Origin of the sequence: Chitinophaga sp. HK235 (assembly GCF_018255755.1) — a bacterium.
GTDB lineage: Bacteria > Bacteroidota > Bacteroidia > Chitinophagales > Chitinophagaceae > Chitinophaga.
Genome location: NZ_CP073766.1, coordinates 7140148 through 7165138, shown reverse-complemented (window position 1 = coordinate 7165138; position 24991 = coordinate 7140148). Strand labels below are relative to the sequence as shown.

The window sequence follows — 24991 nt, the reverse complement described above, 5'->3', positions numbered from 1 at the left end:
TCTGGCAGCACTCCCATCCACCATGCACGAAAGGCCCCCTGCTGTTGCGGGAGACCACGTGGTGCATAAACCGTATCGGGTTGCTTTTATACAGATGCCACACTAGTGCTTTTTGACTGGTTTACGAACGGTATCTGCTTTAGGCCCGCCTTTTCCTGCCTGCACAACCGAATGTCTGCCATCTTTCCGGGTGGTATCACCCGCCTGTTTACGTTGTTCTTTTGATGGTGCATGCTGCGCCATGGCTCCGGTCGCTGTAATCATTGTAACTGCTGTTGCCAGTATGCCCGCAAAAAATACCCTGTACTTCATAAAATTTTTTTTAGTCAGTGAGTGAATATCCGGCCGGAATAACCGCCGTGTATGACTGTAAAACATACGTTCAGGGAATCTTCCTATCCGCTTTTTGCACAGGAGCTGTTAAAATTCTGTTAAAGGCTTAATGGTAAAAGTGTTTTGGGGTTGGATGGCCGGGACAGTATCACCAAAAGTAATCCCTACAAACTGCAAAATGATAGCTCTTTCCTGGAGCATCTCCTTGAATCAGCTATAATTTGGGTTTGGGATTTTGTAAAAACTCTTCGAATTTTCTCACCTCAATAGAGTCTGACCCTCTTCCCTCTTTTATTTTAATGAAGATATATTTATCATTGAAATAAACTATCTCCGGGATTCTGGTGGGTGTAGTTTTAACAAGAGGATTCTCTTTTATGTTAGCTATGTTTTTGAAATTTCCTGGAAGTAAAAATGAATTATGAAATACTTTCAGGCAGAAGAAAAAGAGAGTAATTAATACTGAAAAGGAGAGACAGAAAAGTAAGTAAAGAATAAGTTCAGCAGTTTTAGATAAATATACCTTTATCCATCTGTAGATGAACTTTAACTTTATCAGTATTATCGGACATACCATTGTAACTTCCATTATTCCACCTAGACCGATTCTTTGACTTTTGAATGCCGGATAGAGAACATTCACCCACAGATAATGTGAAAACCCAATAACTCCAATGGAAAATGCACATATAATATTTTTCATCTCCTTCTTGTCATACACTATGTTATCTCCTTTTAAATATTCCTTCTCACACGATTCTTTATTATTGCCGGCCAGCTCCTTCATCCCCAAATCTGTATCAGCAAGCCACTTTGGAAACCTGATAACAACTAAGTTCACGAATAATATCAGTAAGAAAATAGAAAGAATCAGTAAGCCATCAGGAATTAACTGCGTTACTGAGAAAAAACGAATATATGAAGGACCAATACATAGAAGCTCCATAACCTGCCAGATTCCGCCTAGCAGAGCAGGCAACAATACAATCACGCTTAAATTATCTTTGATCAGAACATAGATTCCGGCTATTTTTATTGTATTCATCTTTTCTTGATTTGGGGGATCAACAAAGACTTTGTTGATTATTAAATTACAATTTACAACAAAACGTTTTCATTAAACAATTTTCAGTTAGGAAAACTAATCTTTTTATCATTTCACTTTTGAAAAAAAGTTGTAAGTCATAAATAATAAGGCATCTTTTTATTACAATCGTCCAAAAGAAAGCCGAAGAAACCGTAGCCAGTGGCCGCCAGGCAGAAGCCCGGCAAAATAACTTACCGTATATATGCCATTAAGTAAAGGAAGTTAGCTGAGGGCACAGCTAACTTCCCTTATCTGTTGTAATCTCATATCATCTTTAGTTACCGTATTGATAAGCCGCCGCAAACTCTTTGGAAAAATCCTGCAAGGTAGTTCCGCCGGCAGACAGTGATTTATTTTTGTTGTAATCTTCCATAAAACTGCCATCCCGTAAAGCTTCACCAATTTCAACCATATAAACCTTTGCCATTTGTTCTGAAAATCCGCTTTGCATCAATGCATTCAGAAGTTGTTCATCGGAAAACTCCATCCAGTTAACACCTGATTTTCCGACTGCATTACCCAATGTTTCGGCAATCTCAAAACCGTTCTTCTCATCGCTGATAATGTATTGGATTTGTTTGCCTGAAAACGACAAGTCATTCAACGCGCTGAACGCTACTGCTGCAATGTCTTTAGGGTGTGTAAGCGGTAAATTGACGGAACCGCTGAAATTGTTTCCTAACATATGCTGGTGCTTAATCATTGGAATGGCACCATAAAAATTAGTCAGGAACATTCCCGGACGCAAATGCAACACGTTCACATCCTGCAATTCATTCAACTTTTGCTCAACGTGAAAATTTGAACCTGTCGGACCTAAACCATTTTGAAGATGAGCACCTACGCTACTCAGATTCACAGCATACTTTACACCTGTTGCTTTCAACGCATTGGCGTATTGTTCACCAACAGTTTTAATATACGCTTTTAAGTCGGCTGTCCGGAAATTAGGCGGTATCATCAAATAAACCGCTTCACTTCCTTCAAAAGCGCTTTTAACAAATTCGTAGTCTTCCACCGAACCAACAAGCGGAATGGCATTTAATTGTTCAATTTCTTTTACTCTTTCGGAGTTAGAAGTTATTACTTTGACTTCATGTCCGTTTGATACCAATTTATCAATGAGAATGCGACTGATATTTCCCAAAGAACCTGTTACTGTTACATTCATATATTTTGTTTAAATTTTCTGGTACAAAAGTAAAATAGCACTTACTTTTGTACAAGTACTTACCCTATAGTATGTATACATATGACAGCAGTAAAAGAAACTTCGGTTATACAAGAGAACAAAAACAATGCGTATGCCAATTGTCCGGTAACATTTGTAATGGAGAGGATTGGCGGATACTGGAAGCCGATTATTCTGTTCAACTTACTAACAGGAACAAAACGATACAGTGAACTTAAAAAGTCAATTCCGGACATCACTGAAAAAGTATTGATACAACAATTGAAACAGCTGGAAATTGACGGACTGATCATACGAAAATCAAAGCCCGTTGTTCCGCCTTATGTAACGTATCAACTTTCAAAAAAAGGCAGGGAATTAAGACCTGTTTTATATGCCATGGCAGAATGGGCAGTTATTAATGGCGGAAAACAGTCCAAACAATTTTCAAAACAAATGGAAGACTTCCCGAAAGAGTAAAATTGCCTGCCACTAAAAAAAAAGAAAGGTCAGATAAAATCCGACCTTCCTTTTTTAAGTGCTTTCAATTTAACCGCAAAAACCAATGTGGTCTTACGAAACAGCGCTCACCATATACCGGCAATTCAACAATTCCAACTCTGCATAAGCATGCTGCAGTTGTGCCATGAACTTGTCCCCCGCGGCTGTCACAGCATCCGCCAATTTTTGGTAATACCTGATCCCTTCATTCAGATTATGAAAAAAGGCGGAATAATATTTTGTTCTTTTTGATAGCTGGTCTGAAAGGCTGTCGCTTTCCAGGTGTTCCTTCAGGTAGGCGATATATAACCGCATTTCCGCGATAAACATGTGCGGCCTGTCGGGATTGCTAAGAATATCGGTTCGGCCGTATATATGATCCGTCATCGTTTGCAGCGAAACCACCTTTGAAAAATTGACAATATTCGGTCCGGGGCAAACGGTTACTGCATTCAGTGTTCTGACGAATTTCTCGTCATAATGGATCGCGGCGGAGTTGCTCAGTCCTACGCACAAACATTCCTTTTCCAATACACTGTCACGCTGCTTTTTATATTCGGCATCGGGTAAATTAAGCGATTGCAGTTGAGCGATCTTTAACTGCTGGTATTTGTGCGAAGCTGTACAAATGGGTTCTGCTGTAAATTCAGTATTAAACGTGAGGTGCTTCTCCGTACATGGGCTTCCCGGTTTGTCTTTGGCGATGCGGGACAACCTTTCGCTTTCGCCGGTGGTACCTTTCAGGTAATGAAACCGGGCGCCTAATGGAGAACTGTTGCTCAGTACCACATCCTTTTCCTTAGCAGCACATAATAGTTTCAGCGTAGCTTCATCGACTGTCGTAGCCTCAGGCACCAGTAGAAAAGGGGTACCCCATCCCGTGCCTGCCACCTCGTAATGATTACGCAGGAACTCATCTTCTTCGCAGGTGCCTATGCCGCCCTGTACGGAATACTTCAGTTCAGGCGGGTCGGTAATCTCCCGGCCGCTTTTCCGTTTTACAGCAGCCTGGTACAGGTCAAACAACGAAGCAATGAGTTCTTTCCTGTTGCATTTGAATTCTTCCATGATGGGTCCCAGCAGGAATCCTTCTGTAGCAAAGGCATGTCCACCGCAATTCAAACCGGATTCAATCCTGAACTCACTCACCCAGATTCCCTTTTTAGCAAGGTATTTTCCCTGAATCAGGGCAGAACGGTAATCACTCACCTTAACGATCACCTTCTTCCTGAAAACGCCTGCTGCATCTGCATCAAACTGGCTGCATTCTTCCAGGTAGTTATACAACCGGGGGTCCATACCGGCAGAAAAAACAACTGATGAATCCGTAAGATCGCTGTTCACATATCCCTTCAATGCCGTAATAGGGTCTACCGTTTTTGTCATGATGTTCACATCAATGGCGCCAGGCTTTATTTGTGTGCGTAAAAACGCCTGCAGGTCCATTTTCTCTGTTGTATTGGTGACATGAAGCATCTTCTGGTAAAGATTCTTCAGCAGGGAGTCCTCCGGCAGCATTTCAAAATACTTTACTATTTCGGAGCCCTTTTCAAATGCAGCTTTCCTGAGTTTTTCCATCTGGGCCTGGACAATTGTATTGACCAGATTCAGGTAATCGGTGATTCTTTTTTCCCGGTGGTTCTCTTCATAGACAGTTATAGACGTGTACTCCCGGTTGATGGTGGGATAGTAATGCTTTCTCATCATTTCCATCAGCCGGTCTTCCACAATTGAAATAACTGACGAGATGCCAAAGCGCGCCACTTTGATCGGGCTATCGACCGTGTAGGCCAATCCCATTACCGGGATATGAAATGTATGCATGTTACTTATTTTTTTATTCTTCTCTTCTCCATATGTGTTTCCTGCCAAAACCCAGTTGGCTGTCCGTCATCTTTAAAGCGTTGAGCCGGATAGTGTATACTTTTCCTTTGATGGCCCGCGCCATCGGAATCTTGTGATGGTAGGCTTCCGCTGCATCAAGCGTTAAAGGATGCGGTGCTTCCTGTATGTAACCCTGCCATTGAATACCCTTTGTTGCCAGCTTATTAAGTTTGTCGGGGAGTATAGTACCGGCAACAGCCGGATTGTTTTCCAGCAAAGCAGCATGATAGGCTTTCTCCGAAGATTTGAAATAAATCAAACCACAGGCCGGTTCAAATACATAATAACAATTGAAACAATAAGGGACGTCGTCTTCGTTTATGCAGCAGATCGTGGCACAGGTCTGCTGTTCCAGGAAACCGGTTATCGTTTTATTCATCTCAGCACCGCCCCGGTTACGGGGATTAAGCAGGTTGTTTATAAGACCCCATTTTGCCATAAAACAGTATTCATGGAGCAAATATATCTATTAAGGATAATTTTATCCTTATTTATTTTTAAAAGTAAAATTTTAAATTAAGGCCCCTTCATTTTAATATTTAAATATTTCAATATTTAAATATTAAAATGAAGGGGCCCTTTCGGTCAGTCCTTTTCCATTGTGAGACAACCATCATTATTTTGAGCCTGTATTATTTTTTATGACACTTTCCTGAGCAGCTACCTTATTTTCGTTTGAAGCAGCAGCTGGCTTCATGACAATGGAACTGGCCGGCACTTCTACAAAATACCATTTCTGATTATTACCACCATTATAATCCCATTGTTCCACTACCGCATTATCATCATATGAAGCTCCTGTAACATCCAGCAACAGACCACTTCTCTTACACACCAGTTGATACAGCTTTTTGTTGTCAGCATCTACATACCTTAAAAACACCAGTTCCCATTTTTGATTATCAGCATTACCAAAGCGGTATTGTATAACCGGCGTTCCCTGTGTATATGATCCGCCGAAAACATCCATTACTTTTTTACTCTTCAGATTTTTAGCAACATAATAGAATTTTCCCTGAGCTGCCTCAATATTGCCTATTTCCCATTTTTTAATGGAATCGTTGCTGTAGCTGTATTGTACAATCGTATCGCCATCGGCCACACCTCCATTCTTGGGGTAAATGAGCTTCTTACTGTGATAGGAATAAATGTTGTAAATGCCCGGAGCCAGATTATTGAAATCCGGAAATACATTACTTAATGCCGCCAGTCCTCTGTTCAAACTCGTACTGGGCAGCGTTGAAACATAGTGTAAGGTATCAGACAATTTTTTCAGGGAATCACAAAATTTTGTCAGTGCAGCCGGGCTCATTTTTCTCAGCACATTGGGGTCCATAGAAGTATAAAATGGTACATCCAGGTGAGCGCCTGCTACAGAGGTACAGTTGTTATTAAATATATTCTTACGCAAACTATCTACTTCAGCTGTCAGTAGTTGCAGCCGGTAATTAGTCGTTGACGGAGGAATCCAGTTATAAGCACCGATCAGGTAGGTAATAGACGGAGGAACATTATCCGGATTAGCAATATCTTTATTCGCGTACTTATTCCAGTACTTCAACATTTTACAAACACTCAGCACTCTGTCACCGGTCGTAGCTCCTTCCGGAAATTTTCCGTTAAAATCCCCAACGAAACCTGGTGACTCTGTCTCCTCCCAGGTGGCCCCGCCTATCGCATTATCACTTGTTGTCCCCCACGCCATCTGAGAACACAATTTACTTGGATGGCAATTCGGGTTTTGAGGATTATTCAACTGGTTAAAAGATCCCAAATCCATGTGGTAATCCAGTCTGGTACCATCAGGAAAAGTAGTATCAGCCTTTATTTCTATAACAGGATCTTTCATTGTAAGATAGTAGTGGGAATAGGCAGTATTGGTGAAAATACTTGTTAACCAGCTTTGGACCTGCGTTTTAAATGTAAAGGCTGAAATAGTAGCCTGTGCGCCATTGTCTATCTTAAAAAGCATATTAAGGTCCAAATCTGATGCCTGGCCATCACCAATACTTCTGACAGGGGTATTTGTACCGTAACCACCCACTATGAGAAAGTTGAAATTCGAAAATGTTTTGCCCGGGAAAGTGGAAGTTAATCTGGTTTTGAGGCTTGAGCTGTCTTTTACCAGTCTATTATACTGGTACATTAAAACCTCCTTATCGCGTGGATTGCTGGTAACAAATCTCGTGTAAGATGTAAAATAGGGTTCCAGCGCAGCGGCTATTTGAGCAGATACAGAAATGGTGGAACAAATGAGTCCAACCAGCAACAGGGCTGTGTTAAAAAAGAGCTTTTTCATAACGTTTTTTTAAGGGTCATTCATAGCTGTCCGGATAGCTCTTAATTAACAGCAATATCGTTTAACGTACTGAATCCACCATACACGTGGAAAGCGTGGGGAATCCTACTGCATGCAAGAGCCTTGTAAGTCAATACTTACAAGGCTCTTGTAGTTTCCAGTTAACGAAAAACGTTTATTTTATTTCTTCACTGCACTCAACACTTCTTCTACCAGCACTTTATTAACGATATCTGTCTCATCGTTATAATATCCGGCAGTCATCACTACTTCCAGATCGAGAGAAGGTATCATGGAAATCGTCTGACCACCGTTGCCTGCAGCTTGTGCCATCTCTACCTGTTGTCCGGCTATCTGCGGCCGCAAACACCAGAACTGAAAACCGTAGCCTACACCATCTTCGCTGCTGTTGACAGTCCAGCGGGTAGACTGCGCAATCCAGGACGCAGGGAGCAGCTGCTGCCCTTGCCATTGTCCCTGTTGCATATACAGGCGACCTACCTTAGCCATGTCAATGGGGCGCATACGAAGACCGGAAGGCATCCACGCAATACCATCCGGACGTGTAGTCCAGAAGAACTGCTCTATTCCCAACGGTTGAAAAAGATAACGGCTAGCAAATTCCCGTATAGTCATTCCCGTGCTTTTTTCTACGATCTGTCCGAGCAGGTGAGTGTTGCCGCCGCTATAGTTAAAAACAGTACCGGGTTTAGCAGCGCTTTTGCATTGTAATACAAAACCAGTAGGGTCCTGTGCTTCCAGCATCTGCCGCTCACTGTTGTCGGGATCTGCATAAGATATACGTTCATTCCAGTCAAGCCCTGGGCTCATCGTCAGCAGGTGACGGATGGTGATATCAGCCTTATCCCCTGTAGCATATTGCTGGTAGCCGGGGAAATAATCAAATATCCTGTCATCGATGCTTTTGATCTTCCCTTGCTTCAGCGCGATACCCACACAGGCGGATATAATACTTTTGGTAACGCTCCTGCAATCATGCAAACTATCCCTCGTATGGGGCACTTTGCCTACCGGATTGGGAAAAACGGCGTCGTCTCCGGTAAAATAGTGTTCATATATGAGTTTGTTTTTCCGAAGAATAATAAGACTGTGGATATTGTACTTACCACTGTTAATCTCATTTTCCAGTTTGAGGATTTTGTCTTTGTCTATGTTGGCTTCTTCAAAGGTGCCCGTTTCCTGGCCTGGTGTTTCCGGAGATGGATCTTCATTTGTTTTGTGACAGGAAAAACATACGATAGCCAGTAGAATGGGAATAATGGTTCTCATAATAAAGATTTTAAAAAATGGTAATGGGGAATTCCCGCAAAAAAACATGCATGTATGTTTACGACGGGAAGAGAACGGTTTACCCCTATGCGCAGCATAAAAAATTCAGTTTTCACTTTAATTCCGGAAATTTGTATTGCTAAAAAGCATGGGAATGAACGGGAACAGCTCCTCCAATCTGCATTGTGTTTATAACACACTCCACTTTATTGAAAAAAACTATGACCAGCCCATTTCAATAAAGCAACTGGAAGAGGTATCACATTACTCCTACCGGAATATTCAGCGGATTTTCAAATATACCTGCGGGGAAACCATCGGCGCGTATCAGAAAAGACTCAGGGTGGAGAATGCATATAAATTAATGCTGTACACGAAAGAAAACATTACTTCCATTGCGCTCAAAGTCGGATTCGCCAACCTGTCTTCCTTCTCCAAAGCTTTTAAACAACAATTCAACTGTTCTCCCAAAGAAGCGAAATCCAACAAAACACTATTATTCAGCGAAGCTGATATTACTCCGGTTGAATCCGATGTAATATTACAGCCTGAAATCATCTACCTGCCATCTGTTCAGGTATATTATGAAAGCGCATTCATCCCCTATGAAAACAATGAAATCGAATTGTTATGGGAACGGTTTATGCAGCATGAATTTCCTGGTACCGGTACAACTTACTTTGGAGTGATAGCGGATGAGCCATTAATAAGAGAGGAACTGGATTGCAGGTATGATGCCTGCTCTTCCGTACAGGCGAGGCATGAGACCCTCCCTTCCAAAATGATACTGGGCGGTCGATACGCGCGGTTTATTCACACAGGAACTTATGAAACAATAGAGGAAACATATAAAAACATTTATTCAGGCTGGATACTGGAATCAGAACTGGAGTTTGACCATACACCCATTATTGAAAGATATATCAAACATCCTGATAATACCGATACGGAAGAAGAACAACTGACAGATATACTATTACCGGTTAAATGAGATTGTCAATTTCGGACAACATTGCACCTGCGTGTTCGCCTAGTTTTGCTGTATTATCAAACAAAGCAGCATTATTAATCATGTTTAAAATGGAAAATCTACTCTTGCTTTTACCAGCACTTCTGTTATCCTGTAATAAAGAGGTTGCCTCCCTGACGCCGGACCCCGGCACTGGCCCGGCTCCGTCCGAGACTGCCATCCTGTATACAATGCCGGAAGAATCAGGGCCTCATGAAGGTACCTGGCTCCAGTGGCCCCATCAGTATCAATATGGCACCACTTACCGGAATCGTCTGGATGCCACCTGGATAGCCATGGCCAAAGAACTGGTGCAGGGTGAAAAAGTCCATATCGTTGCTTACGACCAAACCGAACAGGACAGGATCACCGCACTGCTGGAAAAGGAAGCGGTACCTTTAAATAATATAGATTTTAACATCTATCCCACCGATGACGTATGGGCAAGAGATAATGGGCCCATCTTTGTAAAAGATAAATCCGGCAAATTATTGATTGAAGACTGGGGATTCAATGGCTGGGGCCGGAAAGCAGCTTACACCAACTGCAATGCCATACCTTCAAAAATCGCTGCTGACAAGCGTTCCACGGTCATCGATCTCAATGGCGTGATGATAAATGAAGGAGGCAGTGTGGAAATTGATGGGAACGGGGCATTAATGGCCTGCAAAAGTTCTGTTTTAAACAACAACCGGAATCCCGGCATGACACAACAGCAGGCAGAAGCAATATTCACCAAATACCTGGGCGTTACCAGGTTCATCTGGCTGGAAGGTAAGGCAGGACTCGATATCACCGATATGCATATCGATGGATTTGCAAGATTCGCCAATGCTTCAACGATCATAACAATGAATAACGACGATCTCATCTACTGGCAGGTCCCCCAGGATGATATCAATAAATTATACGCTGCCACCAACAAGGCATCCGTTGGCTACAAATTTGTAAAAGTACCGCTTACACAAAATGATGTAGTAACCACCTATGGGAAAAACCTGGGTAAAGCTTCCTATATCAACTATTACATCGCCAACAACAGCGTACTGGTACCCGTATATAATGATCCCAATGATGCGGTGGCTATGAACATCATTCAACAGCTGTATCCTGGTAAAAAAGTGGTCGGGATCGATTGCCGCAACCTGTTTGCCAATGGAGGCATGGTACACTGTGTGACGCAACAACAACCGCGGTAATTACGGCTATCATTCTGCCGCCGTGTCATAAGACAGGCAGGAATAACTATCGTTATAGGAAAATGTTATCCTGATCTGCAGATGACTGTTGTTAAGTTTTAAATCCAGCCTATGCGGTTCTATACTATCTTCGTCTATCTCTTTCAGCCGGAGTGTAGCCAGTAAACGCTTCTCCTTTTTTAGCAGGTTATACTGGCAGAGTGCTCCGTTTTTCAGATAATACAGGTAGTAGGCATCTTTAATTTTGATAACAGGTGCGTTTGTTCCGTCAAAGATCTCCTTGTCAACTACTGTTGTCTCCTTGTTAGTGGTATTAACAAGAAAGATAGATCCAGGGTAAAGCGCTGTATTTAAGTCGTTTCTCAGGAATACGGTAGCCCAGTTGTCAGTCACCTCCGGCATCCATGCTTTTAAGACCTTATCGACTTTGAAAAGGGTGTCTGTTTTTTGGGTGAATGAAAAGGTGAAGTATTCAAGATCGCCTTCATCTGCTTCTATAAAACCTGCCCAATGGAGGTTTGCTTCAATTCCCCGGATGGAGAGGCTGGTATTTTGCCGGGCACTGTCCGGTACCTCAATCAGGTTTTGGGGCCAATCGCATTTTTTCAACAGCTCCGGAGAAACAACAATTTCCGGAGTCCGGGTATCGCCGGCAGGCGCCTTCGTTGCGGTATCTGCGGCTGTCGACGACGGGGAGACGGTTTTTGTTTCAGCAGCCTGCTGGCATCCGATAAAGGAAACCATCATGAGCAGGATTACGGTAGTTTTTATCTTGATCGGGTTCATACCATTTTTACCAATTAAAAATAAAAAAGAGGATGTATCAAAAGTAATCTTAAAAATTACTTCTGATATATCCTCTTCTGTAGTAGTAAACTCAATCCGGTTACCTGAGAGATACTATATGCTCTTTGGCAATTTTGAATTTACCCTCAGTAATTTCCTTCTCACCTTTTACATTTTGGGCATTGGATCCATAAGCTTTTCCGCTGAAGGTACCTTCCACAAATACGCCATCATAGCTTGTAATCTCGATCCTGAATGAGGTTGGGGCATCCGGATCCTTGAGATTTGTGCCTGAAGCATAGTAGATATCCTGAAGGCCTTGATTATCAATAAATGTCTGCCATTGAATGGCATTATCAATACCCGATTTAACCTTAACATGAACTCCCTTTTTGATTTCATGCCCTTCAAGGTTGATTCTTAAAAAAAGCAGGGCTTTCCCTTTTTGTTTTGCCTGGCCAGTATCTGCACCGTTTATTTCAAGCGAGGAGGATTCAGCATTGTTTTTTTGAATATAGCTTTTGATCGTCAGCGAATCGGCATAAGTAACGCCATCCACTTTCATACTAATCCATTCAACGGCTTTCTTTGGTTCAACAGGTTGTACAACTGGCGGATCAACCTGGGGTTCATTGTGGTGGTCTTTCTTGCAGGCAGCAGAAAGTAAAACCATAAGCAAAAATGCTGATACAGTTAGTGGTTTCATATCGTTTAACATTTAATAAAGGCAATACCGTCAGGCGACGGTTTTTCAAAAAACGCTTACCATTATTCGTCGCAAAAGTGTGCCAACTGATCATTAAAAAAGGAATATTTTCAACTGGATAAGTTTCGTATATCCGGTAAGGTTCTATCCTATTTTAAAACCATTATCTTACAATAAAAAATACGTATCATGAGATCCGGTATCACATTGCTTATATGGGTAATGATTCTGCTTGTATCCTGCAGTAACCCCAACAAACCTTCCGACAGCCAACCCGATTCTGTTTACCTGAAGGATACCACATCCGGTATTAAAAGCGGCGGCATACAAGTCATCCCCATCAATACACCTAAAGGAAAATTTAATGTATGGACCAAACGTATCGGCAACAACCCCAGGATAAAGTTACTGCTGCTAAATGGCGGCCCTGGCGCCACCCATGAGTATTTTGAATGTATGGAAAGTTTTCTGCCAGCAGAAGGCATAGAATTCATCTATTATGACCAGCTTGGCTGCGGCAATTCAGATAATCCGAAAGACACTTCCATGTGGGATCTGGCGCGCTATGTAGAAGAAGTAGAGCAGGTACGGCAGGCACTCAAACTGGATAAAGAAAATTTCTACCTGCTGGGACATTCCTGGGGCGGACTCCTGGCAGCCCAGTATGCGCTAAAATACCAGCAACACCTGAAAGGACTTATCATCTCCAACATGATGATGAGCATTCCTGCATATGCAAAGTATGCAGAAAATGTACTGGCCAAACAGTTTGACCCGAAAGTATTAGGACGGATACGGGAGCTGGAAGCCAAAAAGGACTACTCCAACCCTGACTATATGAACCTGCTGATGTCTCATTTTTATACCAAACATGTACTCCGCCGGCCGCTGGACCAATGGCCGGAGCCAGTCAACCGCTCTTTCAGCAAAACCAATCAATCGCTGTATGTAACCATGCAGGGCCCCAGTGAATTCGGTACCAGCGGCAAGCTGGAAAAATGGGACGTTACCACCGAACTATCCAAACTCATTGTTCCCGTTCTGGCCGTGGGAGCGCAGTTTGACACCATGGACCCCGAGCACATGAAATGGGTGTCCAAACAGGTAAAAAACGGCAGCTATCTGTATTGCGCCAATGGCAGCCATATGTCCCTGTACGATGATCAGCAAACTTATATGACTGGTATTATTAAATTTATCAAAGGTGTGGATACGGGAGAAAAGAAAATGAATTTACAGTAAATAAAAGAAGAAGGCTTGTAAGTCAATACTTACAAGCCTTCCAAATTTCAGTTACATTATTTCACATAGCAATTTTAACCGGAAACAGAGAAAACGTATATCCATTACTGTTACAATGAAGGATATACGCCATCAGCATATCCTCCTCTTCTTTCTGCATATCGAAATACTTTCCACCCAGCGCCGCTATCACTTTTTTCAGAGAAAGCTTCAGCAACAACGGCCATTTCAGCAACGGATGAATTTCTTTTCTGTTATAAAAAATCATACAGGCCACAGCACCGGCGGCCCGCAACAGGGTATACCGTTCTGCGTAATGAAACACGGCCGCTTCCATCTCATAAGGCGTTTTACTCTGCCCCTTTTCATACAGAAACCATTGCCGTACCTTTTCCATTTCCAGGATCAGCATATCCAGCATTTCGATGATGGAGGCAGTGCCCTCCTCTTCTGCCATATTTCCATTACTTAATTCCTCCTTCAGGTACAGGCATCCAAATGCCAGGTCGTCCTTTCCTTTGGACAAAAGTGACAAACGGGAAAAATCAACGGGAGGTAATGCTACATCCAGCTGGTATACCCGCCGCAGCGTCTCCGGATCAGGCGGACGAATAGTTTCAGCCAATGCAAACACCACCTCCAGCTGTTTGATCACCAGTTGATAGTTCACATACGTATTCCCATCAAACACCGGGATAATAGCATTGTCCCGCGCCTGCTTCTGGAAAATACGGTAATCTGTTTCACTGGTAATAAAAGACCTTGCACCCAGCAAGCCGGAAAGCACGCCGGTAGCCTTTTCCACCAGGGAAGGCACAAATGCCTTCACCATAACAGATAACAGCGACAGCTGCGATGGCAACACCTGTGCCACCCTTATACCAGAGAGACAGAAAGATTCTGCCAGCAGCATGTCCAGCAGTATACTGGTCAGTTTTAACCGGAGTATGGGAATATGAATGATTTCATTTTTATACAACATACGCTGTCTGCAAAAGTCAACAGCAGTCCTGAACAAGGTATCCAGCGATCCTAATGCCAGACCTCCCAGCAACAGCTTGGAAACCTGCATGGAAGTGACTGCCAGCTCAAACCCCATCCCCTGCTTACCTACAAGCGATGTTCCCTGAACCGGATGCCCGTTGAAGACCAGCCCGCCCAGGTCCAGTCCCCTCATTCCTACCGTATGAATTCTGTCAAGGCCTGTTACCGTTACACTGTCGGCGGCCTCTCCCAGGGTAGGCGTATAAAGCATGGAATAGGCCCGCGGGCCGCTATCCGGCGATGTTTTAGCCAATACACTGGTAAAGCTGCTCCTGGAAGCATGATTAAACAACCACTTCTCCCCAGACAATTCGAAAGCATCTGCCTCCGCATCATAATCCGCCGACACCTTTGTTTGCAGCAGATCGCTGCCGTTCTCCCGCTCCGTCAGCGAGAAAGCTATTTTTTTATGACACAGGATATCCGCTGCCACCTTATGTCTCAGCGCCTCACTACCGGCCACCCATACACTCAGCGCACCCAGAAAAGTGCCTCCATAGGCAATGGCAGTGGTAAGGTCGCGCCTTGCCAGCAGAAACCAGTAATAGTAGATATCCCGTAGATCAGTTAGTTTTCCGCCATAGGCAGCCGGAATAAAATATCGGTTCAGACCCCATTGGTTGAGGGCCTCCACCTGCTGTTCCGGGTACAGCGCCTTTTCATCCAGTGCCAGCAGGCTGTCAAAGCTGAACAGCCCATCCTTGTTACTGGTACTGCCCAGGAAGGTTTCAAAATCATGATAGGTAGTAACATCAGCCAGCATAGGGATATTTTTATATCACAGGAGCTTCATCATGAATAAACTGCGCCAGCTGGCTGATAGTAGGATAATCCCATACACTCGTTGCAGGTATCTCTACACCAATCAATGCCTCAATTTCGCCCACCATGCCCAGTGCTTCCATCGAATCCAGGCCGTAGTCAAGAATGTCTTTATCCAGGCGGATAGCAGAAGCCGGCAGGTTAAGTTTTACAGAAAGTTTTCTGACGATCCAGCTCGAAATTTCTTCTACAGTATACTTTTTCATATCACAAATATTTTATGCTGTTTTATTGACCAGTATGCACACTCGACAGGGTAACGGTTTTCAATTTTTTTTCTGCATATAGCTCTTTCGCTTTATGACGCATGATTTTACCGCTGGATGTTTTGGGAATGGAAGACTGCTCTATCAGCAGTATCTCCGCGATATTGATCCCGTGGGCATCAAATACGGCACGCCTGATAGCGTTGAACAAGGCAGAAAAATCAGGCAGTTCCTCCCTGATGCGGGTAATCTCCTGCACGACCACCACTTCTTCTTTCAGACGCCCTTCTGCCGTTACTTCCATCACAAATACGGCGGTGCTGTCTTTCCGCAGCAGGTCATCTACGCTGCTGACGGTATATTCAATATCCTGCGGATAATGGTTTCTGCCGTTGATGATCAGACAGTCCTTCAGGCGACCGGCTATGTATAACTGCTCCTCCCTGAAGAATCCGAGGTCTCCCGTGCGGAAGTAAGGCCCGGCCCCTTCCTTCGTATAGGCGTTAAAAGCAGTATCCACAGGCTTGTTCCAGTAGCCTTGGGCAACACTGTTGCCACGTATCCAGATTTCGCCGATGGTATTTTCGTCGCAAACGCTTAGTGTATCCGGGTTAACGATCAGCGCCGAATGATCTTTTACTACCGGTCCGCATCCGATCATACGGGTAAACAGCTCCTGTTCTCCATCGCTGTCGGCTCCGGCGTTTCTTATTTTGTTATGTTTTATTCCGGCCGCATCAAATACGCCAACAGCCGGGTTGCGCTGAGTCACCTCACCGCTGAACAGCAGTGTGGCTTCTGCCAGGCCATATACCGGCACAAAGGAGGATTTTTTAAACCCTGCGGATTTAAACCTGCGACAGAAATTTTCGTAGGTAGATAACCGTATAGGCTCTGCACCGCAGATAGCGCTTTCCCAGTTATCGAGATGCAGACCTTTCAGCTGTTCCTCCGTTACTTTTTCCGTGCATAGTTCAAAACCGAAGTTGGGGGCCGGACTCATCACGCCATCCGCATGGGTGGCATTGGAGATCATTTTCAGCCACCTGGCTGGCTTCTTCACAAAATTCAATGGCGACATCAGCGTGGCTGTCATCCCCATGGATAAAGGATGTATGATACCGCCAATCAATCCCATATCATGATAAGGCGGTAACCAGCTCACCATCTCCATGCCCCTCCTGGTTTTCAGGTTCGCTTCAATACAGTGGCTATTGGCCATGAGGTTTTCATGGGTGAGTATCACGCCTTTCGGGTCTGAAGTAGAACCGGAGGTATATTGCAGGAAGGCAATGTCATGCCGCTGCATACCGGGATCTGTATACTGCTGATGCAGCCGCTCTTCTGCCACCTCCGGCAATACGATCACCTGGCCGGAGAAGGAATCACCCAGACGATGATGCGCTATAAAATTATCCAGTACCCGTTGATGCTGATGGGTAGTAAGGATCACTGAAGGGGAACAATCCCTGATAATGGATATAATCCTGTTTACATTCCTCGTGTCTGGCGGATAGGCCGGCACAGCAATGACGCCGGCAAACAGACAGGCATAGAATGCATAGATATAATCCAGCCCTGGCGGGTATAATATCAGCGCCCGTTCCTTCGGTTTCACCCGCACATCGTGTTGCAGAAAAGCTGCATATCCCAGCACTTTTTCGTGAAAGTCACGGTAGGAGATCATATTGTAATGATCATCCGTCACGAGAAATTTATACGCGGGCTTATCTCCGCTTTCGGCAATTCTTTTCCCGAACAGCGTCAGTAAATTATCGGGGGCCTTGTTGACATGCATGATGACTCAGATTATTAAAATTTGGGGGCTGCGGTGACTACTGTTTTTGAGGGATCTTTTCCTATCGTATATTCCGGGTTACTACTGATGTTGGACTTGGGCAGGGCTGATTATTTCAGGTCAGGGGGCCGCTTCACTATCGTCATGGAGGCGCATAAACAACGGCATATGCCATCGTTTATGCGCTACTGTTATTTTATACTATGATCAGGACATTTCAGCTGTCATCGCTGAAATATCCACTTTTGCCTTTTTATAGGTTCCGTTTTTCAGCTTATCGCGGATAGCGGAGAAAGCTTCGATGGTCTCTTCAATATCGGCCAGTGTATGCGTGGCCGTTGGAATAAGACGAAGCAGGATAGTACCTTTTGGCACTACCGGATAAATAACGATAGAGCAGAAAATATGGTAGTTGTTACGCAGGTCGAATACCATGGCCATGGCCTCCTGCACATCCCCTTCGAGAAATACCGGTGTAACACAGGAAGAAGTTTCACCGATACGGAAACCTTTTTCACGTAATCCATTCTGCAGGGTAGCAGTATTGGCATGCAGCCTCTCTCTCAGTTCCGGTCTGTTTTCAATCATATCGAGGCGTTTTAAGGAGCCTACTACCATCGCCATGGGAAGGGCTTTGGCATATATCTGTGACCTCATGTTGTACTTGAGGTAGTTGATAACATCCTTATCACCAGCGAAGAAACCGCCTACACCGGCCATCGCTTTAGCAAAGGCACCGAAATAAATATCGACACCATCCATCACGCCCTGCGCTTCTGAAGTACCAGCGCCTGTTTCACCCAGTACACCGAACGCATGCGCATCATCGATCATGAAGCGGAAATTAAATTCTTCTTTCAGGGCCACAATCTCCTTGAGTTTGCCCTGTACACCACTCATGCCAAATACACCTTCAGAGATAACCAGAATACCACCATCATTGTCTTTTACAAGATTGGTGGCTCTTCTGAGATTGGTCCGGAGACTTTCAATATCATTGTGTTTATAGGCAAAACGTTTTCCCTGATGCAGGTGTACGCCATCAATAATACAGGCATGTGCTTCTGCATCGTACACAATTACGTCATTCCTTGATACCAGCGACTCAATACCGGATACCATACCCTGGTAGCCGAAGTTCAGCAGGAAGGCAGCTTCCTTGCGTTCAAATTTTGCGAGCCTGCGCTCCAGCTCCTCATGCAGATCGGTATGACCAGACATTAACCTGGAGCCCATAGGATAGGCCAGTCCATATTGCTGAGCACCTTCCAAATCCGCTTTCCTTACTTCTTCGTTATTACTTAATCCGAGATAATCATTAATACTCCATACTATTACTTCATGTCCTCTGAATTTCATTCTGCTGGAAAGCTCACCCTCCAGTTTGGGGAAAATGAAATATCCCTCTGCCTGAGCTGAATAATTTCCAAGAGGGCCTTTGTCCTCCCTGATTTTATCAAATAAATCTCTCATTGTGTGGTATTTTTTGAAGGTCTTATTTTGGGAACATTTGAGATTGAATAACAAACATCAAAGAAAAGACTTTCCTTTGATATGTAAAAATTTCATTTAATGATAATATTTACATGCTATCATCTGCATTGTCTCAAAAAAGAACTTATGATGCCTGACTATATCAATATCCAGCTGACGCAGCTCCTGCCTGAAATCCGTGTCCAGAAACTGTTTATACAAGGGTGTTTCAAATCGTGCAATATTGGAATAGATCAATTTACCGATTGATTTGGACGGCTTACAATGGTCTATAAAAGCGATGAAACCGTCTTTTTTCGTTACCCGCATCATTTCCTTTAGCGTGCCCATACGGATATCATGTGTCATGCAATGGAGTGCAAAAGACATGACCGTAATGTCAAACGTCTCATTATCAAAGGGAAGCTCCGTACTGTTGGCATATTCGAAGTGTACCAGATCCCGCTTATCATTGCGTATGGCATAATGCAACATATCTTCAGACAGGTCGGCACCAGTAACAATAGCACCCCGTTTGGCCATTGCCAGTGCCTGCTGGCCGGTACCTGTGGCAACATCTAATATTTTCAGTCCCTGTATATCCCCTAAAAAACGGCAGAATTTACCACGACACCGGGATGCCAGCAGGTCCAGCCACTTGTAGTTAGGAGCTACCTTCTTGAAAAGTTGCTGGTTGTATTGCACAAATTCCTGATCATTCATAGCTCATTGTAGTATTAACATGATCAATATGATTTCTTTTATGAAGATGGTTGTCCACGAATATTTTTGCAGTGGAATAGATCGTCTGCATAGGATTGGCACCTACCGAAGACGGATACACGCTGGCATCCGCCACATACAGGTTATCCACACCATTCACCCTGTAATGTTTGTCAATACATCCTTTCGAAGGATCACTGCTCATCTTCACCCCTCCCATCATATGCGCGGCAAACAACAGTGTTTCATTGGCATTGAAGTTCAGCCGTGCTACTACATCTGCCGCCTGATCCATGCTATCCAGCATATTACAGCCGGTAGGCTCCAGCGCGCTTCCACTCAGCCGTTCAAAGCTCGGCAGAATCACCTTCCGGGCACCACCTTTAAACATAATTTCTATCGCTTCCTTTACGCCATACCTGAACCTTTCTATGTCCTTATCGCTCAGTCTGTAGTAGATTTCCGGCTCTCCCTTTACGTTCACCTCCACCCTGTTTTCCGGATTCACTTCATCGATCAGCAATACACCGATGCCACCGAGATACCGGTATTGTTTAACGCAATCCAGCACCTGTACGGGATTCCCTGGCAACAGCATCGCAGCGATCTCCGGTCTGGCACTGGCGGATTCAATCATAAAATCAGCTGCAGGCCTCCTGTAGTCTGTAGTAAGATAGTCACTGATGTAAACGGATGACTGTGTACCGATATGATTATCCACAATATGGTCGAAAAGCCCCAGCACCAGCATAAAAGGATGCATGATAAACCCTCTGCCGATCATCGGATCGGACAGCCCTGATTTTTTCAGCAGCACGGAAGATCCCAGGTTACCACCGGCAACCACCACCTCGTGGGGGCTGACGGTGATACGCTTATTGAGCGGAAGGCCCAGCCGGAACGGATCCGCAATGATTCCCTGCAATGTATCCGCAGCACGCACTTCGAATTCAATACCTGTTACCTTACCATTTTTGATGACCAGTTTTTCTACCTGAGCATCCGGAATAAGCGTAATAGGATTATGTTTGTCCTGCATGGCATCCAGGATATAATGCTCCACAGGCCCTCTTTTATCGGTCCGTTTGTAGGGAGATTCACCGGGCTTATAAGTATTGAGTTTATAAAAATGAGGGCGAAGACCATGCTGCAGGCCGCCATCATACAGTATCTTATTGTGTGCATTCATTTCACTATGTTCCACTGCTCTGGTATTCAGTAAATGCGCTATACTGTCATGTGCAGCTTTCAGCTGGGGTGATGTCCAGATGCTGTCATCGATAATCCCTTCCGCATGCCAGCGCTCAAACCGGCCGCTGACAGAAGGTATCATAGGCTCGAAAGCCATATCCACGTTAACAGTGGCGCCACCGCCCACCACACTGCCATTCAGCACAAAGACACCTCCATCGCTGGTAGTCCTGAATCCTTTATCTTCATAGAACTGCAACCCGGCCCGGCCATCGAAAGTACCGGGGATGAAGAAAGAGCCGGATTCCAGTATCAGCACCCGTTTGCCGGCCTTATGCATTTCAGCCGCAACAAGACATCCGGAAGGGCCGCTACCGATCACCACACAGTCTATTTCCCCGCTAATACAGCGCTGCCGGGAGTCGTACTGCAAAGGCGTTTTAAACGCCGGCACCGGAATGTCCAGGTCCGGGATAAAAGCATCCTGCTTAAAATCACCAATACCGGATAACAGCCGGCCTATCCTGCCTTTATAGACATTCACGATATAGTAGGCCCTGATACCAGCTCCAATACGGCGGTAAAAATTGATCCGTGAATTTGTCAGCAGCTGCAGGAACTGGTTCCTTTGCAGATCAGTCATCTTGACAAATGAGGTCGTGGACAGACCAGACAGAAACTGCCTGCATTCAGCCACTGCCGCTGTTATCACCGCATCGTCCACCTTTGTCTTTTCCATATTCCGGAAATAAAACCGGATCCATCCTGATTTCAGCAACAGGGCTGGCCTGGAGATAAAAAGCAGTATCCACATCAGCTGCTGGTTTTTCCTGGCCATCGCATACTGCCGGATACGCGCCTCCGCGATAGCTGCTCGGACCTCTTCGTTATCATCCTTGTAAGGCAGGAAGAAGTCGAACAGTGCATAATGCAATGCTTCTATCTTTTCGCTGGAAGGCAGCAACCATGAAAGAAACAGCTGCTCCGATTTTTTTAAAAGACGGCTATATATCTTTTTCATAGATATTGTATTTTTTATAAACCTCACCGCCTATCATCGTGGCAATTCTGTTTATATCATCATTGTCTTCCAGTGTCCAGCTGCCTTCACAACGGCTTACACCAAGCTTCCGGGCAATCAAGCTGGCCTGGTAATACAGGATAGCATCGATGCCTTTTTTGCGGTGCTCCGGTAATATGCCTATCAGCATCATACGCACCCAGCTGATTTTTTTTCTGGCATTGATGAGGTGGAAGATGCCGAACGGGAAGAGTTTACCTTTTACCTTCTTCAGCACTTCATTATAATCATAAAGGGTAACAATCATGCCGACGGGTTTTCCGTCTATCTCTGCAATCTGCATCAGCGAAGGCTCTACAATGCTCTTCATACTTTTGGCCATGAGGAAGGCTGCCTTTTCTGAAATAGGCACAAATCCCCAGTTGTCCTTCCAGCATTTGTTGTAGATATCCGCGATGGTATTGATCTCTTCCTGAAAGTGTTTCATTCGTACAGGCCTCAGCGTTACACCTGACTTTAGTTGCGCGATGTCGGCCACCCGCCTTACTTTATCATTGGCCAGCACTTTATCGCCGGAGATACTGTAGGCCCACAGCTGTTTTACCTTATTAAGTCCGCACTGTTCCATCAGCTCCAGATAATAAGGGAAAGAATAGGGCATCATCAGACGTGGTGTATCATCGAAACCAACAGCCAGAAACCCTGACTCATGGTTGGTACTGGGGCTCACCGGTCCTCTCATAGCCACCAGCCCCCTTTTCTTCAGCCAGGCAGCAGCGCTGTCCAGCAGCTGCCGGCTTACTTCCCGGTCATTAATACACTCAAAGAATCCGAAAAAACCGGTACGGTCATTATGGTGAATATTATGCGCTTTGTTTTCAATAGCAGCAATTCGTCCAACCACTTTTCCGTTGTCTACAGCGATGAACAACTGCATGTCACCGGACTCGTAAAAAGGATTGGCTTTTTTGTCAAAACATGCGAGCGCCTGCGATCTAAGCGGCGCCACCCAGTAAGAAGACTCCCGGTAGTGGTGATACGGAAAGTCTACAAACTGCCCCAGCAGTCTGCTATCGTTTACTTCTTTCACCATGATGTTTGCCATAGGTATTAATTTATTGTTAGTCACAAATGGTTACCAGCCCGTGTTTGAACTGATACTTGCCTGTGCTGCTGATAAAGTCCCTGATCATAGGCACCACCAGCTGAATATTATCAAACTGCAAGTAATGGGAGCCACCTTCAATAACAGCGCAGGTGGCATTATCAGACAGCTTCGCGGCGGCCTGCGATATTTCAGGGGAAGCAATATTATCGGCCGTTCCGGTGATCATCAGCACAGGGATGTTTAGTTTTTCCAGTTGTGACGTTACATCTTCATTCCACAGCAATAACAGCTGCCTTGCATAGTTCAGCACACTGGAAGGCATCAGAAAAGGCTCTACCACCATGGGTTTGATATCTTCACTAACAAGAGACAGGATATCATCCACCAAATCTCTTTTGCCGTCTTCGTCTTTCAGTTCTGCGAAGGCAATTGTTTTGTTCTCCTTCACCAGTACATTTTTCAGGGCTTCAATCACTATCCCGGCTATATGAGGATGTGTATCTACACGACTGCAGATCGCCTGCATATCACGCTCATAGTTGGTATGATACATATCAAACTGAGGCAGCCCCTTAAAGCAGCCACTCAGGAAAACCATAGATTTCACATATGCAGGATGCTGTTCCTGGAAGCGCAGCGCAATCTTGGGTCCGGTGCACCAGGCCACGATATAACATTCCTTCACCCCTTCCTTGTCCAGTATCTGTTTGATATCATTAACATGTGATTGTACAGGAAACACCTGTGCCACACCACCTTTCTGAGAAGAAGTGCCACGCATGGGCCATATAATAATGCGGTAATGTTCATACAATGATTCCACCGCCCAGTCCCAGAATGCAAGACTCTGGCCATATGCATTCAGAATCACCATCACAGGACCGTTACCGCCGGTATAATAGGTCAGATCTTCTTCTCCATCAAGTAACAATTGTGAAGCACTGAGCCGGTGTACCACACTCCTCAGACGTTTGGCCTGCACCCTTTCATCAGCATCGTATTTATCCTTGGCATTCTGCGTGATATTCATTTCATCCTGATAGCTGAGCCGTGGCAAATTCCTGTCGATGCCAGAGATGTCATATGCTTTATTACATTCAAAGTGCTGCACAGTTTTCAGGTAGGAGTTGAATACCTCTTCTTCCGATAACAACAGATGGTCTACTGTATTAAGGACAGATTCGTCCGCTACCGTAAATGCGTTGATACCGGTCACTTTACCGATTACATCGATATATTCTTCCAGTGGTGTAGGATTGGGATTGGTGAGATGAAACACATCATTGATGGTTTCCGGTTTTTCACATACGGCTGCCATCAAAGCGGCTACGTGGTCTACGCAGATAAGGTTTACGGTAGCATTTTCCTTGATCAGCACCCGCAGGGGATTGAATTTAAAATACTCCGGCATCTTTGCTTCTATCTTGTCTTTCAGCTTCAGCAGTATAGACAGATAGGCATACAATCCGGAATTGGAATCCACCACAAAGTTTTTGGAATCACCCACTATAATGGACGGACGCAGAATACGGAACTGAAGGCCCCATTCCCTGTGTGCATCCAATACAGCTGCTTCACAAAAACGTTTGGATTTCTCATATGGATTATGCGGATTGTGTACATGTTCGCTCACGGCTTCTTTGATAAGGCCGTTAGCCTCACCGGACACATAGGCAGTGCTCACAAAATTCAACAGCGGTATCTGTTGCTCCTTTACAAACTTCAGCACATTCAGGGTACCACCGTAATTGACATGCATCGTTTCCTTTTCAAGGTAGTGCTCAAAAAACAATACGGCAGCGGAATGCCAGCATTCATCAATATGATACGGGAACGGCTCTACGATGCCCAGTCCTTCTTCTGTAATATCACCTTCAATCACCACAAGCCGGGTGTTATAGGCTTCTTCATCAAAGCCTTCCATCTTTTCCAGTTTCGCCCTGAGACGCTGTTCCCCTGACGTATTCCGGCCCGGACGCACCAGACAGTACAACTGATGAGAGGTATGCTGTAACAGGTGAATGATGGCATAACCACCCAGAAATCCGGTAGCACCTGTAAAAAAGATATTTTTGCGATTGTTCATATCGGTAGCATT

The 24991-nt window shown here is 44.6% G+C and carries 21 protein-coding genes; 4 read left to right on the top strand and 17 right to left on the bottom strand.

Annotation, left to right across the window (positions count from 1 at the left end):
- Positions 1-102 precede the first annotated feature (102 nt).
- The 3 genes from KD145_RS27495 to KD145_RS27485 form a co-directional block, all read right to left on the bottom strand.
- Positions 103-312 (bottom strand): hypothetical protein, encoded by a 210-nt coding sequence (locus tag KD145_RS27495; RefSeq protein ID WP_212003016.1) that lies wholly within the window; start codon positions 310-312, stop codon positions 103-105.
- A 235-nt stretch (positions 313-547) separates the two neighbouring features.
- Positions 548-1378 carry a hypothetical protein gene (locus tag KD145_RS27490; RefSeq protein ID WP_212003015.1) on the bottom strand — a complete coding sequence of 277 codons (831 nt, stop codon included), beginning with the start codon at positions 1376-1378 and terminating at the stop codon, positions 548-550.
- A 316-nt stretch (positions 1379-1694) separates the two neighbouring features.
- Complete coding sequence (locus KD145_RS27485; RefSeq protein WP_212003014.1) at positions 1695-2591, bottom strand: NAD(P)H-binding protein; 897 nt, start codon at positions 2589-2591, stop codon at positions 1695-1697.
- A gap of 81 nt (positions 2592-2672) precedes the next feature.
- On the opposite strand from KD145_RS27485, the gene KD145_RS27480 reads away from it, so the two are divergent.
- Positions 2673-3071, top strand: coding sequence for a helix-turn-helix domain-containing protein (locus KD145_RS27480; RefSeq protein WP_212003013.1), 399 nt, complete (start codon positions 2673-2675; stop codon positions 3069-3071).
- 93 nt (positions 3072-3164) lie between these two features.
- Here KD145_RS27480 and KD145_RS27475 read toward each other — a convergent pair whose 3' ends face one another.
- The 4 genes from KD145_RS27475 to KD145_RS27460 all read right to left on the bottom strand — a co-directional run bounded on the left by KD145_RS27475 (position 3165) and on the right by KD145_RS27460 (position 8565).
- The gene (locus tag KD145_RS27475) at positions 3165-4916 is read right to left on the bottom strand and encodes a hypothetical protein (RefSeq protein ID WP_212003012.1); all 1752 of its coding nucleotides are present in this window, start codon (positions 4914-4916) and stop codon (positions 3165-3167) included.
- Positions 4917-4929: 13 nt separating this feature from the next.
- The gene (locus KD145_RS27470) at positions 4930-5415 is read right to left on the bottom strand and encodes a pyridoxamine 5'-phosphate oxidase family protein (RefSeq protein WP_212003011.1); all 486 of its coding nucleotides are present in this window, start codon (positions 5413-5415) and stop codon (positions 4930-4932) included.
- A gap of 177 nt (positions 5416-5592) precedes the next feature.
- Positions 5593-7275: an RICIN domain-containing protein gene (locus KD145_RS27465; protein WP_212003010.1), complete on the bottom strand. Its 1683-nt coding sequence runs from the start codon at positions 7273-7275 to the stop codon at positions 5593-5595.
- Positions 7276-7455: 180 nt separating this feature from the next.
- Positions 7456-8565, bottom strand: a complete 1110-nt coding sequence (locus KD145_RS27460) for a serine hydrolase (protein WP_212003009.1) — start codon at positions 8563-8565, stop codon at positions 7456-7458.
- 154 nt (positions 8566-8719) lie between these two features.
- Between KD145_RS27460 and KD145_RS27455 the strand changes: the two genes are divergently transcribed.
- Positions 8720-9556, top strand: a complete 837-nt coding sequence (locus KD145_RS27455; protein WP_212003008.1) for a GyrI-like domain-containing protein — start codon at positions 8720-8722, stop codon at positions 9554-9556.
- A gap of 89 nt (positions 9557-9645) precedes the next feature.
- Positions 9646-10773: an agmatine/peptidylarginine deiminase gene (locus KD145_RS27450; protein ID WP_212003007.1), complete on the top strand. Its 1128-nt coding sequence runs from the start codon at positions 9646-9648 to the stop codon at positions 10771-10773.
- Between the two features lie 9 nt (positions 10774-10782).
- On the opposite strand, the gene KD145_RS27445 is transcribed toward KD145_RS27450, so the two are convergent.
- Entirely contained in the window at positions 10783-11559 is a 777-nt protein-coding gene (locus KD145_RS27445) for a hypothetical protein (RefSeq protein ID WP_212003006.1), read from the bottom strand.
- A 100-nt stretch (positions 11560-11659) separates the two neighbouring features.
- Positions 11660-12265, bottom strand: coding sequence for a hypothetical protein (locus KD145_RS27440; protein WP_212003005.1), 606 nt, complete (start codon positions 12263-12265; stop codon positions 11660-11662).
- Between the two features lie 189 nt (positions 12266-12454).
- On the opposite strand from KD145_RS27440, the gene KD145_RS27435 reads away from it, so the two are divergent.
- Complete coding sequence (locus KD145_RS27435) at positions 12455-13507, top strand: proline iminopeptidase-family hydrolase (protein WP_212003004.1); 1053 nt, start codon at positions 12455-12457, stop codon at positions 13505-13507.
- A gap of 61 nt (positions 13508-13568) precedes the next feature.
- Here KD145_RS27435 and KD145_RS27430 read toward each other — a convergent pair whose 3' ends face one another.
- The 8 genes from KD145_RS27430 to KD145_RS27395 all read right to left on the bottom strand — a co-directional run bounded on the left by KD145_RS27430 (position 13569) and on the right by KD145_RS27395 (position 24979).
- A complete protein-coding gene (locus KD145_RS27430; protein ID WP_212003003.1) occupies positions 13569-15314 on the bottom strand; it encodes an acyl-CoA dehydrogenase family protein in 1746 nt (581 codons plus the stop codon).
- Positions 15315-15324: 10 nt separating this feature from the next.
- Positions 15325-15579: an acyl carrier protein gene (locus KD145_RS27425; RefSeq protein ID WP_212003002.1), complete on the bottom strand. Its 255-nt coding sequence runs from the start codon at positions 15577-15579 to the stop codon at positions 15325-15327.
- Between the two features lie 22 nt (positions 15580-15601).
- Positions 15602-17377 (bottom strand): fatty acyl-AMP ligase, encoded by a 1776-nt coding sequence (locus tag KD145_RS27420; RefSeq protein WP_212003001.1) that lies wholly within the window; start codon positions 17375-17377, stop codon positions 15602-15604.
- A 207-nt stretch (positions 17378-17584) separates the two neighbouring features.
- Complete coding sequence (locus KD145_RS27415) at positions 17585-18850, bottom strand: pyridoxal phosphate-dependent aminotransferase family protein (RefSeq protein WP_212003000.1); 1266 nt, start codon at positions 18848-18850, stop codon at positions 17585-17587.
- A 96-nt stretch (positions 18851-18946) separates the two neighbouring features.
- Entirely contained in the window at positions 18947-19573 is a 627-nt protein-coding gene (locus KD145_RS27410; RefSeq protein ID WP_212002999.1) for a class I SAM-dependent methyltransferase, read from the bottom strand.
- On the bottom strand, positions 19566-21785 hold the full coding sequence (locus KD145_RS27405) for a GMC oxidoreductase (RefSeq protein WP_212002998.1): 2220 nt from the start codon (positions 21783-21785) through the stop codon (positions 19566-19568). The genes KD145_RS27410 and KD145_RS27405 overlap by 8 nt, the downstream gene beginning before the upstream one ends.
- Positions 21769-22890, bottom strand: a complete 1122-nt coding sequence (locus KD145_RS27400) for a hypothetical protein (protein WP_212002997.1) — start codon at positions 22888-22890, stop codon at positions 21769-21771. The genes KD145_RS27405 and KD145_RS27400 overlap by 17 nt, the downstream gene beginning before the upstream one ends.
- A gap of 16 nt (positions 22891-22906) precedes the next feature.
- A complete protein-coding gene (locus tag KD145_RS27395) occupies positions 22907-24979 on the bottom strand; it encodes an alpha/beta fold hydrolase (protein WP_212002996.1) in 2073 nt (690 codons plus the stop codon).
- Between the last annotated feature and the right edge of the window lie 12 nt (positions 24980-24991).

Excerpts from the sequence above, each read along its gene's own strand:
- KD145_RS27495 (WP_212003016.1), bottom strand. The coding sequence starts at position 312 with ATGAAGTACAGGGTATTTTTTGCGGGCATACTGGCAACAGCAGTTACA.
- KD145_RS27490 (WP_212003015.1), bottom strand. The coding sequence starts at position 1,378 with ATGAATACAATAAAAATAGCCGGAATCTATGTTCTGATCAAAGATAAT.
- KD145_RS27485 (WP_212003014.1), bottom strand. The coding sequence starts at position 2,591 with ATGAATGTAACAGTAACAGGTTCTTTGGGAAATATCAGTCGCATTCTC.
- KD145_RS27480 (WP_212003013.1), top strand. The coding sequence starts at position 2,673 with ATGACAGCAGTAAAAGAAACTTCGGTTATACAAGAGAACAAAAACAAT.
- KD145_RS27475 (WP_212003012.1), bottom strand. The coding sequence starts at position 4,916 with ATGCATACATTTCATATCCCGGTAATGGGATTGGCCTACACGGTCGAT.
- KD145_RS27470 (WP_212003011.1), bottom strand. The coding sequence starts at position 5,415 with ATGGCAAAATGGGGTCTTATAAACAACCTGCTTAATCCCCGTAACCGG.
- KD145_RS27465 (WP_212003010.1), bottom strand. The coding sequence starts at position 7,275 with ATGAAAAAGCTCTTTTTTAACACAGCCCTGTTGCTGGTTGGACTCATT.
- KD145_RS27460 (WP_212003009.1), bottom strand. The coding sequence starts at position 8,565 with ATGAGAACCATTATTCCCATTCTACTGGCTATCGTATGTTTTTCCTGT.
- KD145_RS27455 (WP_212003008.1), top strand. The coding sequence starts at position 8,720 with ATGAACGGGAACAGCTCCTCCAATCTGCATTGTGTTTATAACACACTC.
- KD145_RS27450 (WP_212003007.1), top strand. The coding sequence starts at position 9,646 with ATGGAAAATCTACTCTTGCTTTTACCAGCACTTCTGTTATCCTGTAAT.
- KD145_RS27445 (WP_212003006.1), bottom strand. The coding sequence starts at position 11,559 with ATGAACCCGATCAAGATAAAAACTACCGTAATCCTGCTCATGATGGTT.
- KD145_RS27440 (WP_212003005.1), bottom strand. The coding sequence starts at position 12,265 with ATGAAACCACTAACTGTATCAGCATTTTTGCTTATGGTTTTACTTTCT.
- KD145_RS27435 (WP_212003004.1), top strand. The coding sequence starts at position 12,455 with ATGAGATCCGGTATCACATTGCTTATATGGGTAATGATTCTGCTTGTA.
- KD145_RS27430 (WP_212003003.1), bottom strand. The coding sequence starts at position 15,314 with ATGCTGGCTGATGTTACTACCTATCATGATTTTGAAACCTTCCTGGGC.
- KD145_RS27425 (WP_212003002.1), bottom strand. The coding sequence starts at position 15,579 with ATGAAAAAGTATACTGTAGAAGAAATTTCGAGCTGGATCGTCAGAAAA.
- KD145_RS27420 (WP_212003001.1), bottom strand. The coding sequence starts at position 17,377 with ATGCATGTCAACAAGGCCCCCGATAATTTACTGACGCTGTTCGGGAAA.
- KD145_RS27415 (WP_212003000.1), bottom strand. The coding sequence starts at position 18,850 with ATGAGAGATTTATTTGATAAAATCAGGGAGGACAAAGGCCCTCTTGGA.
- KD145_RS27410 (WP_212002999.1), bottom strand. The coding sequence starts at position 19,573 with ATGAATGATCAGGAATTTGTGCAATACAACCAGCAACTTTTCAAGAAG.
- KD145_RS27405 (WP_212002998.1), bottom strand. The coding sequence starts at position 21,785 with ATGAAAAAGATATATAGCCGTCTTTTAAAAAAATCGGAGCAGCTGTTT.
- KD145_RS27400 (WP_212002997.1), bottom strand. The coding sequence starts at position 22,890 with ATGGCAAACATCATGGTGAAAGAAGTAAACGATAGCAGACTGCTGGGG.
- KD145_RS27395 (WP_212002996.1), bottom strand. The coding sequence starts at position 24,979 with ATGAACAATCGCAAAAATATCTTTTTTACAGGTGCTACCGGATTTCTG.